This is a genomic window from Thermomonospora cellulosilytica (genome assembly GCF_014138835.1).
In the GTDB taxonomy this organism is placed as follows: Bacteria; Actinomycetota; Actinomycetes; order Streptosporangiales; family Streptosporangiaceae; genus Thermomonospora; species Thermomonospora amylolytica.
The window spans coordinates 2,826,123-2,840,479 of sequence record NZ_JACJII010000001.1 but is presented as its reverse complement, the minus strand read 5'-3'; the positions used below and the strand labels follow the sequence as shown (position 1 = coordinate 2,840,479).

At 75.3% G+C, this 14,357-nt stretch carries 15 protein-coding genes; 6 read left to right on the top strand and 9 right to left on the bottom strand.

Features of this window, described 5'->3' with window-relative positions:
• The first annotated feature begins 5 nt into the window (after positions 1–5).
• Positions 6–1,649, top strand: coding sequence for a penicillin-binding transpeptidase domain-containing protein (locus HNR21_RS13695; RefSeq protein ID WP_182705517.1), 1,644 nt, complete (start codon positions 6–8; stop codon positions 1,647–1,649).
• 16 nt (positions 1,650–1,665) lie between these two features.
• Positions 1,666–2,181: a hypothetical protein gene (locus HNR21_RS13690; protein WP_182705516.1), complete on the top strand. Its 516-nt coding sequence runs from the start codon at positions 1,666–1,668 to the stop codon at positions 2,179–2,181.
• Here HNR21_RS13690 and HNR21_RS13685 read toward each other — a convergent pair.
• Complete coding sequence (locus HNR21_RS13685; RefSeq protein ID WP_182705515.1) at positions 2,178–3,083, bottom strand: RNA polymerase sigma-70 factor; 906 nt, start codon at positions 3,081–3,083, stop codon at positions 2,178–2,180. The two genes, HNR21_RS13690 and HNR21_RS13685, sit on opposite strands and share 4 nt — an antisense overlap.
• Positions 3,080–3,412 (bottom strand): carboxymuconolactone decarboxylase family protein, encoded by a 333-nt coding sequence (locus HNR21_RS13680; protein WP_182705514.1) that lies wholly within the window; start codon positions 3,410–3,412, stop codon positions 3,080–3,082. Before HNR21_RS13680 ends, HNR21_RS13685 begins: the two co-directional genes overlap by 4 nt.
• 196 nt (positions 3,413–3,608) lie before the next feature.
• Between HNR21_RS13680 and HNR21_RS13675 the strand changes: the two genes are divergently transcribed.
• Positions 3,609–4,931, top strand: coding sequence for a magnesium transporter MgtE N-terminal domain-containing protein (locus tag HNR21_RS13675; protein WP_119727426.1), 1,323 nt, complete (start codon positions 3,609–3,611; stop codon positions 4,929–4,931).
• The gene (locus tag HNR21_RS13670; RefSeq protein ID WP_119727425.1) at positions 4,928–5,446 is read left to right on the top strand and encodes a DUF1003 domain-containing protein; all 519 of its coding nucleotides are present in this window, start codon (positions 4,928–4,930) and stop codon (positions 5,444–5,446) included. The genes HNR21_RS13675 and HNR21_RS13670 overlap by 4 nt, the downstream gene beginning before the upstream one ends.
• Here the strand turns inward: HNR21_RS13670 and HNR21_RS13665 are convergent.
• Entirely contained in the window at positions 5,425–5,913 is a 489-nt protein-coding gene (locus tag HNR21_RS13665; RefSeq protein WP_312881019.1) for a MarR family winged helix-turn-helix transcriptional regulator, read from the bottom strand. The genes HNR21_RS13670 and HNR21_RS13665 overlap by 22 nt on opposite strands.
• A gap of 79 nt (positions 5,914–5,992) precedes the next feature.
• On the opposite strand from HNR21_RS13665, the gene HNR21_RS13660 reads away from it, so the two are divergent.
• Positions 5,993–7,144 (top strand): Mrp/NBP35 family ATP-binding protein, encoded by a 1,152-nt coding sequence (locus tag HNR21_RS13660; RefSeq protein ID WP_376766586.1) that lies wholly within the window; start codon positions 5,993–5,995, stop codon positions 7,142–7,144.
• Between the two features lie 150 nt (positions 7,145–7,294).
• Here HNR21_RS13660 and HNR21_RS13655 read toward each other — a convergent pair whose 3' ends face one another.
• From HNR21_RS13655 to sigE, 5 genes are all read right to left on the bottom strand, one after another.
• The gene (locus tag HNR21_RS13655) at positions 7,295–7,642 is read right to left on the bottom strand and encodes a sec-independent translocase (RefSeq protein ID WP_182705512.1); all 348 of its coding nucleotides are present in this window, start codon (positions 7,640–7,642) and stop codon (positions 7,295–7,297) included.
• Positions 7,643–7,728: 86 nt separating this feature from the next.
• Positions 7,729–9,531, bottom strand: coding sequence for a S1C family serine protease (locus tag HNR21_RS13650; RefSeq protein ID WP_246442144.1), 1,803 nt, complete (start codon positions 9,529–9,531; stop codon positions 7,729–7,731).
• Between the two features lie 83 nt (positions 9,532–9,614).
• Positions 9,615–10,697 carry a sigma-E factor regulatory protein RseB domain-containing protein gene (locus tag HNR21_RS35240; protein WP_182705511.1) on the bottom strand — a complete coding sequence of 361 codons (1,083 nt, stop codon included), beginning with the start codon at positions 10,695–10,697 and terminating at the stop codon, positions 9,615–9,617.
• Positions 10,694–11,299 carry an anti-sigma factor family protein gene (locus HNR21_RS13640; RefSeq protein WP_182705510.1) on the bottom strand — a complete coding sequence of 202 codons (606 nt, stop codon included), beginning with the start codon at positions 11,297–11,299 and terminating at the stop codon, positions 10,694–10,696. Before HNR21_RS13640 ends, HNR21_RS35240 begins: the two co-directional genes overlap by 4 nt.
• Positions 11,300–11,312: 13 nt before the next feature.
• Positions 11,313–11,927 carry an RNA polymerase sigma factor SigE gene (gene sigE / locus HNR21_RS13635; protein WP_233358963.1) on the bottom strand — a complete coding sequence of 205 codons (615 nt, stop codon included), beginning with the start codon at positions 11,925–11,927 and terminating at the stop codon, positions 11,313–11,315.
• A 252-nt stretch (positions 11,928–12,179) separates the two neighbouring features.
• Between sigE and HNR21_RS13630 the strand changes: the two genes are divergently transcribed.
• On the top strand, positions 12,180–12,782 hold the full coding sequence (locus HNR21_RS13630) for an O-methyltransferase (protein WP_119731646.1): 603 nt from the start codon (positions 12,180–12,182) through the stop codon (positions 12,780–12,782).
• A 108-nt stretch (positions 12,783–12,890) separates the two neighbouring features.
• Here HNR21_RS13630 and HNR21_RS13625 read toward each other — a convergent pair whose 3' ends face one another.
• The gene (locus tag HNR21_RS13625) at positions 12,891–14,345 is read right to left on the bottom strand and encodes a leucyl aminopeptidase (RefSeq protein ID WP_182705509.1); all 1,455 of its coding nucleotides are present in this window, start codon (positions 14,343–14,345) and stop codon (positions 12,891–12,893) included.
• Between the last annotated feature and the right edge of the window lie 12 nt (positions 14,346–14,357).

Below are 14,357 nucleotides of genomic sequence, written 5' to 3'. Positions count from 1 at the left end.
CCAGGATGCGACGGTCTGCGCTGGTCGCCGCGACGGTGGCGGCGGCGGTGCTCGCGGGGGCGGGCGTGTGGTGGTTCCTGCGCGGCGACGACGGCCCGCGCGCCACCGCCGAACGGTATCTGGCCGCCTGGGGACGCGGCGACTACGCGGCGATGCGGGCGCTGGTGGACGCGCCGCCCGCCGACTTCGCCGACCGGCACGCCCGGCTGCGCACGGACCTGGGGGCGAGCGGGTGGCGGTTCACCCCGGCCGCCGTCGGCGAGCCGAAGGACGACACGGCCGGCGGCTCCTATCAGGGACAGGTCACGCTGGGCGGCGGGCGGACCTGGACGTACCACGCCGAGCTGCCGTTCGTCCGCAGGAACGGCGAGTGGCGGGTCGCCTGGAGCCCCCGGGTGCTGCACCCCGGTCTGCAGGAGGGGCAGCGGCTGCGGACCTCGCGGGCGTGGCCCAACCGCGCCGGCATCCTGTCCGCCTCCGGGGAGTCCCTGGTCAGCCACCCGTCCGGCTCGGTGCAGCAGCTCGTCGGCGAGATCGGCAAGCTGCCCGCCGGGCAGGCCCGCAGGCTCGGCGTCCCCTACCGGGAGGGCGACCTGGGCGGGCTGTCGGGGCTCCAGCAGCAGTACGAGCCACGGCTCGCCGGAAAGCCCGCGCTCGCGGTGCAGATCGTGGACGGCGAGGGCGACGTGGTGAAGACGCTGCGGGAGTTCGGCGGCGAGGAGGGCGCGCCGCTGCGCACCACCATCGACATCCGCGCGCAGGAGTCGGCCTCCCGGGCGCTGGCGGACGTGTCCAAGCCCGCGTCGCTGGTGGCGATCCGGGCCTCCACCGGGGAGATCCTGGCGGTGGCCAACAAGCCCGGCGGCTACAACCGGGCGCTGATGGGGCAGTACCCGCCGGGCTCCACATTCAAGATCATCACGGCGGCGGCGCTGGTGGCCGGCGGGGTGTCGCCGTCCTCACGGGTCCCCTGCCCGGCCACCGTCAACGTCGGGGGCCGCGAGTTCCGCAACTCCGAGCGCAAGGACCACGGCACCCTGTCGTTCCGGGACGCGTTCGCCCACTCGTGCAACACCACGTTCGCCCGGATGGCCGTCGACCGGCTCGGGGAGAAGCGGCTCGGTGAGGTGGCCCGCATGTTCGGGTTCGGCGCGCCGATCATCGGCGGGCTGCCCGCGGTGCGCGCAGCGTTCCCCGCCACCGCCGACGCCACCGCCTTGGCCGCCGCCTCGTTCGGGCAGGGCCAGGTGCTGGCCAGCCCGCTCAACATGGCCTCGGTCGCCGCCGCTGCCGCCGACGGGACCTGGCGCTCCCCCAGGCTGGTGTCCGCCGCCGACGCCTCCCGGGCGCTGGACGCCAAGGGCCGCAGGCCCGAGCCGCCGCGCCGCCTGGAGCCCGGCGTGACGCGGGCGCTGCGCAGCCTGATGCCCGCCGTCGTCAGCGAGGGCACCGCCGCGGGCGTCGCCTTCCCGCCCGGGACGGCGGGCAAGACCGGCACCGCCGAGTACGGCTCCGGCGACAGGCCGCCCACCCACGCCTGGTTCGCCGGCTACCGGGGCGACGTGGCGTTCGCCGTCATCGTCGAGGGCGGCGGCACCGGCGCCGAGGCCGCGGCGCCCATCGCCGCCGAGTTCCTGCGGGGCCTGTGACGGTACGCTCTCGGGCATGGGCGATGTCACGGCCGCGCTGATCGAAGAGGCGATGAAGAAGTCGGCGCTGGTGTGGCTGGCGCTGCCCGACCTGCCGCAGCCGCGCGCCGCCTGGCACGTGTGGCACGACGGCGCCGCCTACGTCCTGACCGGCGGCGAGGGCGAACAGCCCCTGCCCGGCCTGCCGGAGGCCGACCGGGTGCTGGTGACCGTGCGCAGCAAGGACAAGGGCGGCCGGCTGGTCTCCTGGGTCGCGGCCTGCGAACTCGTCGAGCCCGGCACGGAACTGTGGGACGCGGTCACGCCGCTGCTGGCCAAGGAACGGCTCAACGCCCCCACCCACGAGGGCCAGACCGAACGCTGGGCCGAGGAGTCCTACGTCGTCCGGCTCACCCCGACCGGGGAGGTCCCCGAGGCCCCGGGCGAGCACGACGACGGATACGCCGCCGTGCGCCCGGTGCCCACCCCCGCCGCCACGGCCGGGCCCCGCCCCCGCATGTTCGGGGCCCGCCGCAGGCACGCCGACCGCTAGTACGACAGCCGCACCCCCTCGGTGAGGGCGTGCAGCTTGTCCGGGTTGCCCACCAGGTGGACCGCCGACACCCGGCCCTGCTCGTCCACGTCCACCGTCACCGCCGACACCAGCTCGGCGCCGTGGCGGAAGACCAGGCCCGGCGTCCCGTTGATGTCCGCGCGCTCGATCTCCAGCTCCGACACCGTCACTCCGGCGGGCGTCATGATCCGCGTCACGCCGCCCAGCCAGCGGCTCACCCTGTCGGCGCCGACGATGACGCGCCGCGCCGCGCGGACCTTGCCGCCGCCGTCGGACCACACCGTCACGTCCGGGGCCAGCGTCTCCATCAGGGCGTTCACGTCCCCGCCGAGGGTCGCCTCCAGGAACCGCTCCACCGCCCGCCGCCGCACCTCCCGGTCGGCGGGGAACCGGGGCCGGCGGGCCTGCACGTGCTTGCGGGCCCGGGTGCCGAGCTGCCGCACCGAGGTCTCCGACCGGTCCAGCGCCCGCGCGATCTCCGCGTACGGGTAGCCGAACACCTCCCGCAGCACGAACACCGCCCGTTCCAGCGGGCTGAGCGTCTCCAGCACCACCAGCATCGCCATCGACACCGACTCGGCCAGCTCGGCGTCCTCGGCGACGTCCGGGGAGGTCAGCACCGGCTCCGGCAGCCACGGGCCGACATAGGTCTCCCGGCGGGCCTGCGCCGACCGCAGCCGGTCCAGCGACACGTTGGTGACGATCCGCACCAGATAGCCCTTCGGATCGTCCACGTCCGACCGGTCCGCGGCGTCCCAGCGCAGCCAGGCGTCCTGCACCGCGTCCTCGGCGTCGACGGCCGTCCCCAGCATCCGGTACGCCACCGCGAACAGCAGCTCCCGATGCTCGGCGAACACCTCGGCCCGGCTCCGCCCGCTCATGCGCGTTCCCCGCTCGCCCGCGGCGCGCCCTGAGGCACCCGCTCTCCCCGTCGTGTGCCCACTCGTTCCCCGCTCCCCGTCGATCCGGCGCCGCGCGCCTGCGGCCCGCTCACCGCCGCCGATCCCTCCCCGGCGCGGGCCGGGACCTCGCACCGATCCTTGAACCCCTGCCCGGTCAGCCCGGCGGCGGCGTTGAACCGCGACCGCAGGTTCTCCACCGCCACCATCATCGTCGGCTCCACCGGCCGGGCGTCGTCGAACCCGTGCTCGCGCAGGCCCGCCACCAGGTCGTCGGTGACGCCCGGCGGGTTCGGGGAGATCCTCGTCATGGCCGTCGCCTCCTCCTTCCAGGACACCTCACCGGAACGACGAGGCACGGCCCCGGAACGTGACATCGCCCACGGATGGGGAACCCGCCCATGGGTAACCTCTGTCCCGAAACCTGCGGTCCTGGGTCAGGTGTCCGCGGCCGGGGGTCGGGGTCGCTACGGAGGTCGCCGCCGATCGGACAGGAGAGGGGAAACCGTGAGCGCTCCGACGCGGGTGTTCATCGCCAGGCTCGCCGGCGTGGCCGTGTTCGACCCGGCCGGCGACCAGGTGGGCCGGGTCCGTGACGTGGTGGTGGCGCTGCGGGTGGGCCGCCGGCCGCCGCGGGTGCTCGGGCTGGTGGTGGAGGTGCAGCCGCGCCGCCCGGTGTTCCTGCCGATCACCCGGGTCAAGATCATCGAAGTCGACCAGGTGGTCTTCGACGGCCGCCTGAACATGCGGCGCTTCCAGCAGCGGGAGGCCGAGACCCTGGTGATCGCCGAGCTGCTGGACCGCACCGTGCGGCTGCTGGAGGACGACTCCCCGGTCTCCGTGGTGGACGTGGCGATGGAGCCCACCCGCTCGCGGGACTGGCTGGTGACCAAGGTCGCGGTGCGCCGCGGCGGGGGGCGGGGCGCGCTGCGGCGGCGGCGCGGCGAGCTCTTCGTGGTCGACTGGGACGCGGTGTCCGGGATGTCCGGGGTGGAGCACGGGCAGGGCGCCGCCGGGCTGATCGCCGCGTTCGACCGGCTCAAGGCCGCCGACCTGGCCAACATCATCCACGAGCTGCCGGAGAAGCGGCGCACCGAGGTGGCGCGGGCCCTCGACGACGAGCGGCTGGCCGACATCCTGGAGGAGCTGCCCGAGGACGAGCAGGTGGAGATCCTCGGGCATCTGGACTCCGACCGGGCCGCCGACGTGCTGGACGCCATGGACCCCGACGACGCCGCCGACCTGCTCGGGGAGCTGCCGGCCGAACAGCGGGAACGGCTGCTGACCCTGATGGAGCCCGAGGAGGCCGCCCCCGTGCGGCGGCTGCTGAGGTACGCGGCGGGCACCGCGGGCGGGCTGATGACCACCGACGCGGTGATCCTCCCGCCGGACGCCACCGTCGCCGAGGCCCTGGCGCACATCCGCAACCCCGACCTGGACCCCGCGCTGGCCGCCCAGGTGTACGTGTGCCGCCCGCCCACCGAGCCGCCCACCGGCCGCTACCTGGGCACCGTGCACTTCCAGCGGCTGCTGCGCGAACCGCCGTCCGCGCTGGTCAGCGGGATCGTGGACACCGAGCTGGCGCCGCTGCGGCCGACGCTGTCGCTGGAGGCGGTGGCCACCTTCCTGGCCACCTACAACCTGGTGGCGGCGGCCGTGGTGGACGAGTCCGGGCACCTGCTCGGCACGGTCAGCGTCGACGACGTGCTGGACCACCTGCTGCCGGAGGACTGGCGGGAGACGGTGATGGAGGCGGCGGCCGACGAGTCCACAGACCCCGAGGAGGAGGCCTTGCGCCGTTCCGCCCAGGCCCGGGAGGAGGCCCGATGACCACCCGGCACCACCGCCTGGACCAGCCCCTGGAGCAGCGCCGCACGCTGCTGCCCCGGCCGCACTACGACCCCGAGTCGTTCGGCCGGCTGTCCGAACGCATCGCCCGGTTCCTGGGCACCGCGCGGTTCCTGGTCTACATGACCGGGTTCGTGGTGTGGTGGATCGGCTGGAACACGCTGGCCCCGGAGGCGCTGCGGTTCGACCCGTACCCGTTCATCTTCCTGACCCTGATGCTGTCGCTGCAGGCCTCGTACGCCGCGCCGCTGATCCTGCTGGCGCAGAACCGGCAGGACGACCGCGACCGGGTGCAGTACGAGCAGGACCGGGCGCGCGGCGAGCGGGCGCTGGCCGACACCGACTACCTCACCCGGGAGATCGCGGCGCTGCGGCTGGCCATCGGCGAGGTCGCCACCCGCGACTTCCTGCGCTCGGAACTGCAGCAGATGCTCAAGGAGCTCGACGGGCACCGGACGGCGCACCCCGACGGCGACTACGCCTCCCGCGGCGCCTGAACGGGCACCGGCCGTTCCTCCCGCTCGCCGGTCAGCCGGGCCAGGATCTCCCCCAGGGCCCGCTGCTCCTCCGGGTCGAGCCGGTCCAGCACGTACCGGCGCACCGCCCGCCGGTAGGTGGGGGTCGCCTCGGCCAGCCGCATCCGCCCGGCCGGGGTCAGCACCGCGTACAGCCCGCGGGCGTCGCTGTCGCAGGACTGGCGCACCACCAGCCCCTCGGCCTGCAGCCGGTCGACCAGCCGGGTCAGCCCGCTGCGCGACAGCAGCACCCGGTCGGCCAGGTCGTTCATCCGCAGCCGGCCGCCGGGCGCCTCGCCGAGGTGCATCAGCACCTCGTAGGAGCCCAGCGCCAGATCGTGGGCGGCCAGCAGGTCGGCCTGCAGCCGCCGGGAGATGGTCACCTGCGCGCGCAGCAGGGTCCGCCACACCGCCGGCTCGGCCGGCGCTGACAGGGTGGACGTCCTCACGCCCCGATCGTATTCCGCCCGCGGCGCGTGAGCATGGTTACCGGGGCGGATTGGCGGACGACTCCGCGGAGTTCATACCATGGACGGCATGGCCTCCCCTGTGACGATCGACCAGGTGACCGCGGCGCTGGCCACGGTGGTCGATCCCGAGATCCGCAAGCCCATCACCGAGCTCGACATGGTCAAGAGCGTCGACGTGGCGCCCGACGGGGCGGTGCGCGTCGCGGTGTACCTGACCGTGGCCGGCTGCCCGATGCGCGACCGGATCACCAAGGACACCACCGAGGCGGTGTCCAAGGTCCCCGGCGTGACCTCGGTGCAGGTCGAGCTGGACGTGATGAACGACGAGCAGCGCAGGGCGCTGCGCGAGAAGCTGCGCGGCGGCGAGGCCGTCAAGGAGATCCCGTTCGCCAAGCCCACCTCGCTGACCAAGGTGTACGCGGTCGCCAGCGGCAAGGGCGGGGTCGGCAAGTCCTCGGTCACCGTCAACCTGGCCGCGGCGCTGGCCGCCCTCGGCCGCAAGGTGGGCGTGGTGGACGCCGACATCTACGGCCACTCGGTGCCGCGGATGCTGGGCGTGGACGGCCGTCCCACCAAGGTCGACGACATGATCATGCCGCCGTCGGCGCACGACGTGAAGGTCATCTCGGTCGGCATGTTCACCGCCGGCAACCAGCCGGTCGTCTGGCGCGGCCCGATGCTGCACCGCGCGCTGCAGCAGTTCCTGGCCGACGTGTACTGGGGCGACCTGGACGTGCTGCTGATGGACCTGCCCCCGGGCACCGGCGACATCGCCATCTCCGTCGCCCAGCTGCTGCCCGCCGCCGAGATCCTGGTGGTGACCACCCCGCAGCAGGCCGCCGCCGAGGTCGCCGAACGCGCCGGCGCCATCGCCGCGCAGACCCACCAGCAGGTCGCCGGCGTCATCGAGAACATGTCCTACCTGGAGTGCGCGCACTGCGGCGAGCGCAACGAGATCTTCGGCTCCGGCGGCGGCCAGCAGGTCGCCGACGCCCTCGCCCGCACCCTCGGCACCAAGGTCCCCCTCCTCGGCCAGATCCCCCTGGACACCCGCCTGCGCGAGGGCGGCGACCGGGGCGTCCCCCTGGTGCTGTCCGACCCGGACGCCACCGCCGCCAAGGAGCTGCGCGCCGTCGCCGAGACCCTGGCCGGCCGCTCCCGCGGCCTGGTCGGCCGCTCCCTGGGCATCAGCCCCACCCGCCGCGGCTGACCCCCGCCCGACCCGACGAGCCCGGTCGTCTGCCCACGACCGGGCTCGTTCGTTGCACGGACCGTCCCGGGACCCCTTCGCCCGCAGGCGATGTCCGTCAAGTGCAGAGAGCCCGGCCGCGCGTGCGGCCGGGCTCGTCGCGTCGGTGGGTCAGGTGGCCTCGGGGTCGTACGGAGGGCGCTCGCCGTAGTCCAGCTCCTCGTGGGCGGGGGCGGCGTAGGCGGGGGACGGGGAGGAGGCTCCCGGGTACGGGTCGTCGTCGAGGTCCTCGAGCAGGTGCTTGCGGACGAAGGTCTTGGGGTGCAGGTCGGCGATGTCGAAGTCCTTGAACTCCGGGCCGAGGCCCTCCTGCAGGTCGCGCTTGGCGTTGTTGGCCATCATCCGCAGCTGCCGCAGGGTCCGGCCGGCCTGGGCGGCCACCTGGGGCAGCCGGTCGCCGAAGATCACCAGGGCCAGTACGACGAGCACCAGCATCTCGCCGAGTCCGACGTCGAACACCCATCCTCCACAAGCGCCGGGGGCCGGGCCTGCGACGGCCCGGCCCCCTCAGCGTATCCGCAGCGCGGATCACCCCGAACCGAACATCAGTTGGCCGCGGCGAGAACGACGTCGACCGTCTGCTCCTGGCCGCCGCGCCGGAACGTCACCTTGACCCGGGTGCCGGGCGCCTTGGCCTGGATGGCCGCCGACAGCTCGATCTGGTCCTGGACCACCTTGCCGTCGATGGCGGTGATGATGTCGCCGGGACGCAGCCCGGCCTTGTCGGCCGGGCCGTTCGGGACGATCGGCTGCACGCCGTTCTGCTCCCGGTCGGCGATCCGCACGCCCGGGCCGGGGAAGGCCGGGTCCATCCCGATGCCCAGCAGGGTGCGCTTGGCGCTGCCGGTGTTGATGATCTCTTGGGCGATCCGGCGGCCGTGGTTGATCGGGATGGCGAAGCCCAGTCCGATGTTGCCGCCCTGCTCGCCGAGGCCGCCGCCGAGCGTGACGATCGCGGTGTTGATGCCGACCACCCGGCCGGAGCCGTCCACCAGCGGGCCGCCGGAGTTGCCGGGGTTGATCGCCGCGTCGGTCTGGATGGCGGGGATCACCGAGGCGTCGGCGCCCTCGCCCTGGGTGGGCACCGCCCGGTTCAGCGCGCTGACGATCCCGGCGGTGACCGAGCCGTCCAGGCCCAGCGGAGAGCCGATCGCGATCACCGGGTCGCCGACCGCCAGGCTGTCGGAGTCGCCCATCTGCAGCGCCGGCAGGCTGTGCGTGGTCTGCGGCTTGAGCACGGCGATGTCCGACGTCGGGTCGCGGCCGGTGATCTGGGCGGGCGAGGTCTTCTTGTCGTGGAAGACGATCTCGATCTGCCCGCCGGACGCCGCCGGGGACACCACGTGGTTGTTGGTGATGATGTAGCCGCCGTTGACGATGAACCCGGTGCCGCCGGACTGGTCGCCGCCGGCGTTCACCCGGACGGTGACCACGCTGGGGGTGACCTTCTGGGCGATCCCGGCGACCGAGTCCGGCGGGCGGACCTTGTTCTGCCCGCCGCCGCCACCGCCGCCGAGGCTGACCGTTCCGGGGGAGTCGTCGGTGGCCATCACGCCGATGCCGGCCCCCATGGCGCCCGCCACCAGCGCGACGATCAGCGCGATGACCGCCAGCACCCCCAGCGGGACGCCGCCGCGCCGGGCCGACGGCGGGGCCGGGACCGGCGCCCAGTTGGGCGCGCCGCCCGGACCGCCGGGACCGGCCGGTCCGGCGGGACCGCCGAACGACCCCAGCGGCGCCGCGCCCGGAGGCGGCGGCGCGGTCGACAGCGGCGGTCCGCTCGGCGGAGGCGGCCCCTGGTGCAGCGGCCCCTGGTGCGGCGGGGGCGGCCAGCCCTGCGGGTCCTGGTTGGGCGGGACGAAGCCCGGACGGCCCCTGCCCTCCGGCGGGTAGACGCTCTGCGACGGCTCCTGGCCGTACGGGGAGGGCTCCTGGTAGGGGGGCGGGGGCGGCTGCTCGGACCGCACCGGCGCGGGCGCCTCCTGGTACGGCGGGGGCGGCTGCCCGTACGGCTCGTACTGCGGCGGCGGGGGCGGCGCCTCGGGACCGGCGGCCGACATCTCCATCATCGGCGGCGGGGCCGACACCAGCAGCTTGTCGCCGGGGACCGGGCCGGGAGCGTCCGGCGGGGCGAACCCGGCGTCCGCGGGCTCCTCGCCGCGCGGCGGGTCGGCGGGCAGGTCGGAGGGGTCCTGGTCGCCCGCCGGCTCCCCGCCGGGGACCTGGACGATGTCGTCGGCGGTCGGGGGCACGGCGCCGGGGGCGCCGGAGGGCTTTTCGGCACCGGCGCCGGCGGCGCCCTCCTCGCGCGGCGGATCATCGACAGACCGGCGGCTGTCTTCCGTCATCTGCGCCATCTCTCCTAGCGGGCATGTCGTCGTCGTCCAGGGCCATCGTGCCCGTCACGACATGTGATGAGCATAAGACCCGATCAGTTCCAGGGATTCGCCCATGTACCGATTCGGGACGCCCCGCGCCGCAGGCGTTCCGGCCATCCGGCGCCGTGCGGGAACGCGGCCACCACCGCGTCCGAGGCGGACTGCGGGGCGTCGGTCAGAACCGTATAAACATAGCCATCGCCGCCCCACACGGCCCAGCGTTGGCGGACCTCGCGCCGGAAGACCGTGCGCCCGCCGCTCCCGGTGCGCCGCCATCCGGCCAGCCGCCGGGCGTCGAGCCGGCCGCGCTGCACGAACACCGACACGTCGGCGAGCCCGTCGGTGTAGCCGAGATGCAGGGCGTGCCCGTCGGAGGCCCCGGAACGCCGTACGCCCTGCAGCGCGAACCCGCCCGGCAGCTCGTCGGGCACCGGCCACCCGGCCGCGCGCAGCTCGGCGACCTCGGCGGCGGCGACCGCGGCCCACGGGGCGGCCGGTGCCGGAGTCGCCGCGGACATCAGGACGGTCTGCGGCACGGTGATCCGCAGCTCGGCGAAGCCCGCGGCGGCGACCACCCGGCCGGTCTCGTCGAGCAGTTCGCGGCGCAGCATCAGCCCGGTCTCGGCGTCGATCCAGAACCGCCCGGCGGCGCTGCCGTCGGCGCGCCGCGCCTCGACCACCTTGGCCCGCCGCCGGCACACCAGCCCGTCGGCCGCGCGCACCACCGTGTAGTTGCGGGCCAGCAGGTCGAGGGTCTCGGGCGTGAAGCCGGTCAGCCCGCCGGCGGTCGCGGCGGCTCCGGCCAGGCTCCCGGTCGCGGACGCGGCGGCGCGGACCGGGGAGGCGTCGCCGACCAGCGTGGCGCCGCCCGGCGCGTGGCGCACGGTCACCACCGTCCGGACCGGCGCGCCGGAGTGGTAGGCGGTACGGGTCTGGGTGCCCTCGTACGGGGTGGCGCGGGCCGCGGCGGCGGTGCCGCGCAGCAGGTCCAGGGCCTCCGGGTCGCTGTCGGCGCGGCGCCCCGCGCGGACGTCCCCGGCCAGCGTCCAGGCCAGCAGCAGGGCGGCGGCGAGCCCGCCCACCACCCACGGGCCCCGCCTGCCGAACGGGGCGGGCGGCGCGAAGGCCTGGCTCACGGCGCGGCCGGCGCGGGGGACGTCTCCGTCATCGGCAGGACGCCGTTGGTCAGCGAGTGCTCGACCTCCAGGCGGTCGAACGCCGGGATCACCGGCGGCTGTCCCTCTCCCGGCGCGGCGCCCGCCAGGTAGGAGGCGGACCCGAGGCCGAGCACCACGGCGGCGGCCCCGGCGGCCAGGTAGCGGCGCGGGATGCGGCGGCGGACCGCCACGGCGGCGGCGCCGCGCCGGTCGACCCGGCCCGCGGGACGGGTGTCGCGGGGCCGCGGCATCACGGCGCGCGACGGCACCGGGGACGGGCGCAGCGGCGGCAGCGCGTACGGGCCCGGTCCGTCGCCGGGCGGCGGGGCGGCGCCGGCGTCGGGCGGTGCTCCCAGGGCCATCAGCCGGCGCAGGAAGTCGTCGTCGGGCAGGTCCGGCGCACCGGCCGGATCCGCGGGAGGAGCGGCCAGCGCGCGCAGCCGGTCCTTGATCCGGCGCAGCGTGTCGGCCTCTTCCCGGCACCGGTCACAGCCGGCCAGATGCGCGAGCGCGCGGTCGCGCTCCTCATGATCCAGCTCACCGTCGACCAGGGCGGTCAGGCGCTCCCCCAGGCAACTCACGCGTGGTCCTCCCTCAGGTCCTCTGCCGGGCCTCCGGCGCCGCCGGGCGGCGCGGCGCACGGTGCTCCAGGGCGGCCCGCAACTGTGCCCGGCCCCGGTGGATCCGGCTGCGCACCGTGCCGAGCTTCACGCCCAGTGTGGCGGCGATCTCCTCGTAGGACAGGCCCTCGATGTCGCACAGCACCACGGCCGCACGGTACTCCGGGGCCAGCGCGTCCAGCGCGGCCTGCACGTCGGCGTCGAACCTGCGGTCGTCGTAGGCCTGCGCCGGGGTGGGCTCGCGCCCCTGCAGCCGGTCCGCGGCGTCGTCGGCCAGCCCCTCGAAGCGGATCCGCTGCCTGCGGCGCGCCATGTCGAGGAAGAGGTTGGTGGTGATCCGGTGCAGCCAGCCCTCGAAGGTCCCCGGGGTGTAGTTCGACAGCGATCGGAACACCCGGACGAAGACCTCCTGGGTGAGGTCCTCGGCGTCGTGCGGGTTGCCGGTCAGCCGGTACGCGAGCCGGTACACCCGCCCGGAGTGCTCCCGCACGACCTCGTCCCACGACGGAGGCTCCCACCGGGCCTCCGGCGCATGGTCGCGATCGCGCGCCGCGACCCCTCCGGTCAGCGACAGCGCCGCGACGTTCATGGGCGCACCTCCAGCGCTCTGCCTGCCATGGCCGTTCCTCTCTGACGACGAACCTGCCGCGTCGAGACGACACGGTCACGCCTGGGCTGGGCGTTCGTGGACCGACTCACCGATAGGAACGCCGGGGGACGCCGATTGGTTCCCGGGCGCGCGCGGTCGCGGCCGGACGACCGAACCTCGATATTGTTCGTGCAGCACACCAGGGCACTGAGGGAGGCAGCCATCGACGCGGTACAGGCCACCCTGGCTTTCGTGGAGGAGTACCTCCCCGAGGACGAGGCGCTGCTCGACGCCCGCCGGCTCGGCGAGGAGGTGGGCGCCACGCCGATCGGCCCGGCCGGCGGGGCGGCGCTGCGCTTCCTGGCCGCCATGCTGGACGCGCGGACCGTGGTGGAGATCGGCTCGGGATGCGGGGTCTCCGGCATCTGGCTGCTGCGCGGGATGCGCCCGGACGGCGTGCTGACCAGCGTCGACCTGGAGCTGGCGAACCAGCGGCTGGCCAAGGAGGCGTACGCGGCGGCCGGGTTCAGCCCGTCGCGCACCCGGATGATCGTGGGCCGGGCGCTGGACGTGCTGCCCCGCCTCACCGACGGCGCCTACGACATGGTGTTCTGCGACGCCGCCAAGCAGGAGTACCCCGAGTACCTGACCGCGGCGCTGCGCCTGCTGCGCCCCGGCGGGGTGGTCGCGTTCGACAACGCCCTGTGGCACCACCGCGTCGCCGACCCGTCCCGCCGCGACCCGGAGACCCAGGCGATCCGCGAGGTCGTCCGCATGGTCCGCGACGACGACCGCCTGGTCCCCCTCCTCCTCCCGGTGGGCGACGGCCTCCTGTGCGCCCTCAAGAGGGCCTGATGGCCGTGGCGTGTTTGGTCGTCGCGGCTCCGCCGCGACGGCTCGCGGGCCCTGGGACGCCCGCTCGCAGTGGCCTTCAGCGCGGTCGGGTGCAGGGCCTGTGGGAGGTCAGGCGGTCGTGAGGAGGGTGAGGAGGAGACGGACGCCGTAGCCGGTGGCGCCCTTGGTGAGTTCGGCCTCGTCGGAGGTGGAGCGGGCGGGGCCGGCGATGTCCAGGTGGGCCCAGGGGCGCTTGCCGGCGAACTCGCGGAGGAAGAGGGCGGCCATGATGGCGCCGCCGCCGTAGCCGCGGCGTTCGATGTTGGCGACGTCGGCGACCTCGGAGTCGATGCCCGGGCGGTAGTCGTCGACGAGGGGCATCCGCCACAGGGGCTCACCGGCGGCCTCGCCGGCGGCCAGGAGCCGGTCGGCGAGGGCGTCGTCGGTGGCGAACAGGGCGCCGTGCCGCAGGCCCAGGGCGACCTTGGCGGCGCCGGTGAGGGTGGCGACGTCGATGACCTCGTCGGGGTCCAGGTCGGCGTCGGCGTAGGCCAGGGCGTCGGCGAGGACCAGGCGGCCCTCGGCGTCGGTGTTGAGGACCTCGCTGGTCTTGCCGCCGTAGTGGGAGATCACGTCGCTGGGCCGCATGGCGCTGCCGGAGAACGCGTTCTCGGCGGCGGCGACCAGGCCGGTGACCCTGACCCGCGCGTTCAGGGCGGGCAGGGCGCGCAGCACCGCCATGACCGCGCCGCCGGCGGCCATGTCGGTCTTCATGGTCTTCATGTTGTCGGTGGGCTTGAGCGAGAGCCCGCCGCTGTCGAACGTGATGCCCTTGCCGACCAGCACCACGTGCCGGTCCGCGCCGCCCTCGGGCTCGTAGGTCAGCTCGATCAGCCGGGGCGGGCGGGGCGATCCGGCGCCGACCGTCAGCAGCCCGCCGAAGCCCTCGGCGCGCAGGGCGTTCTCGTCGCGGATCCGCACGCCCAGGCCGGCCGCCTCGGCGAACTCCACGGCCCGGTCGGCCAGCCAGGCCGGGCCCTTGTCGGTGGAGGGCTGGTTGGCCAGGTCGCGGGCCTGCGCGACGGCCTGCGCGACGATCACGGCGCGGTCCACGGCGGCCCGGTCGGCGGTGCGCACCGTGACGGCGCCGACCGCGCGCTTGCGGGGCTCCTCGCCGATCCAGAACTCGTACGACCCCAGCAGCAGGCCCTCGGCGAACGCCGCCGGGTCGCCCTCGGGCGGGACCGCCACCAGGTGCTCGCGGCCCTTGGCGCGGCGGGCCAGCGCCGCACCGGCACGGCGCAGCGCGCCCGGCGAGCCGTCGCCGACCCCGTACAGCAGCAGCTCCGCGGTCCGGTCGCCGAGCCGCAGGGGGCACGCCAGCACCTCGCCGGCCTCGCCCTTGGCGTCGTGGAACGCCAGCAGCTCGGCCGGGTCCACCGGCGGCGAGACGCCGAGCCCGGCGACGTCCGCCTCGGGACCGGGCCGGACCGGCACGGCCACCAGCTCGGCGCCCTCGGCGAGCGCGATCTCACCGGCCGGACGGCCGTCGCCCGCCGGGCTGATCCGGGTACGGATCGGCATGACTCCCCCTGA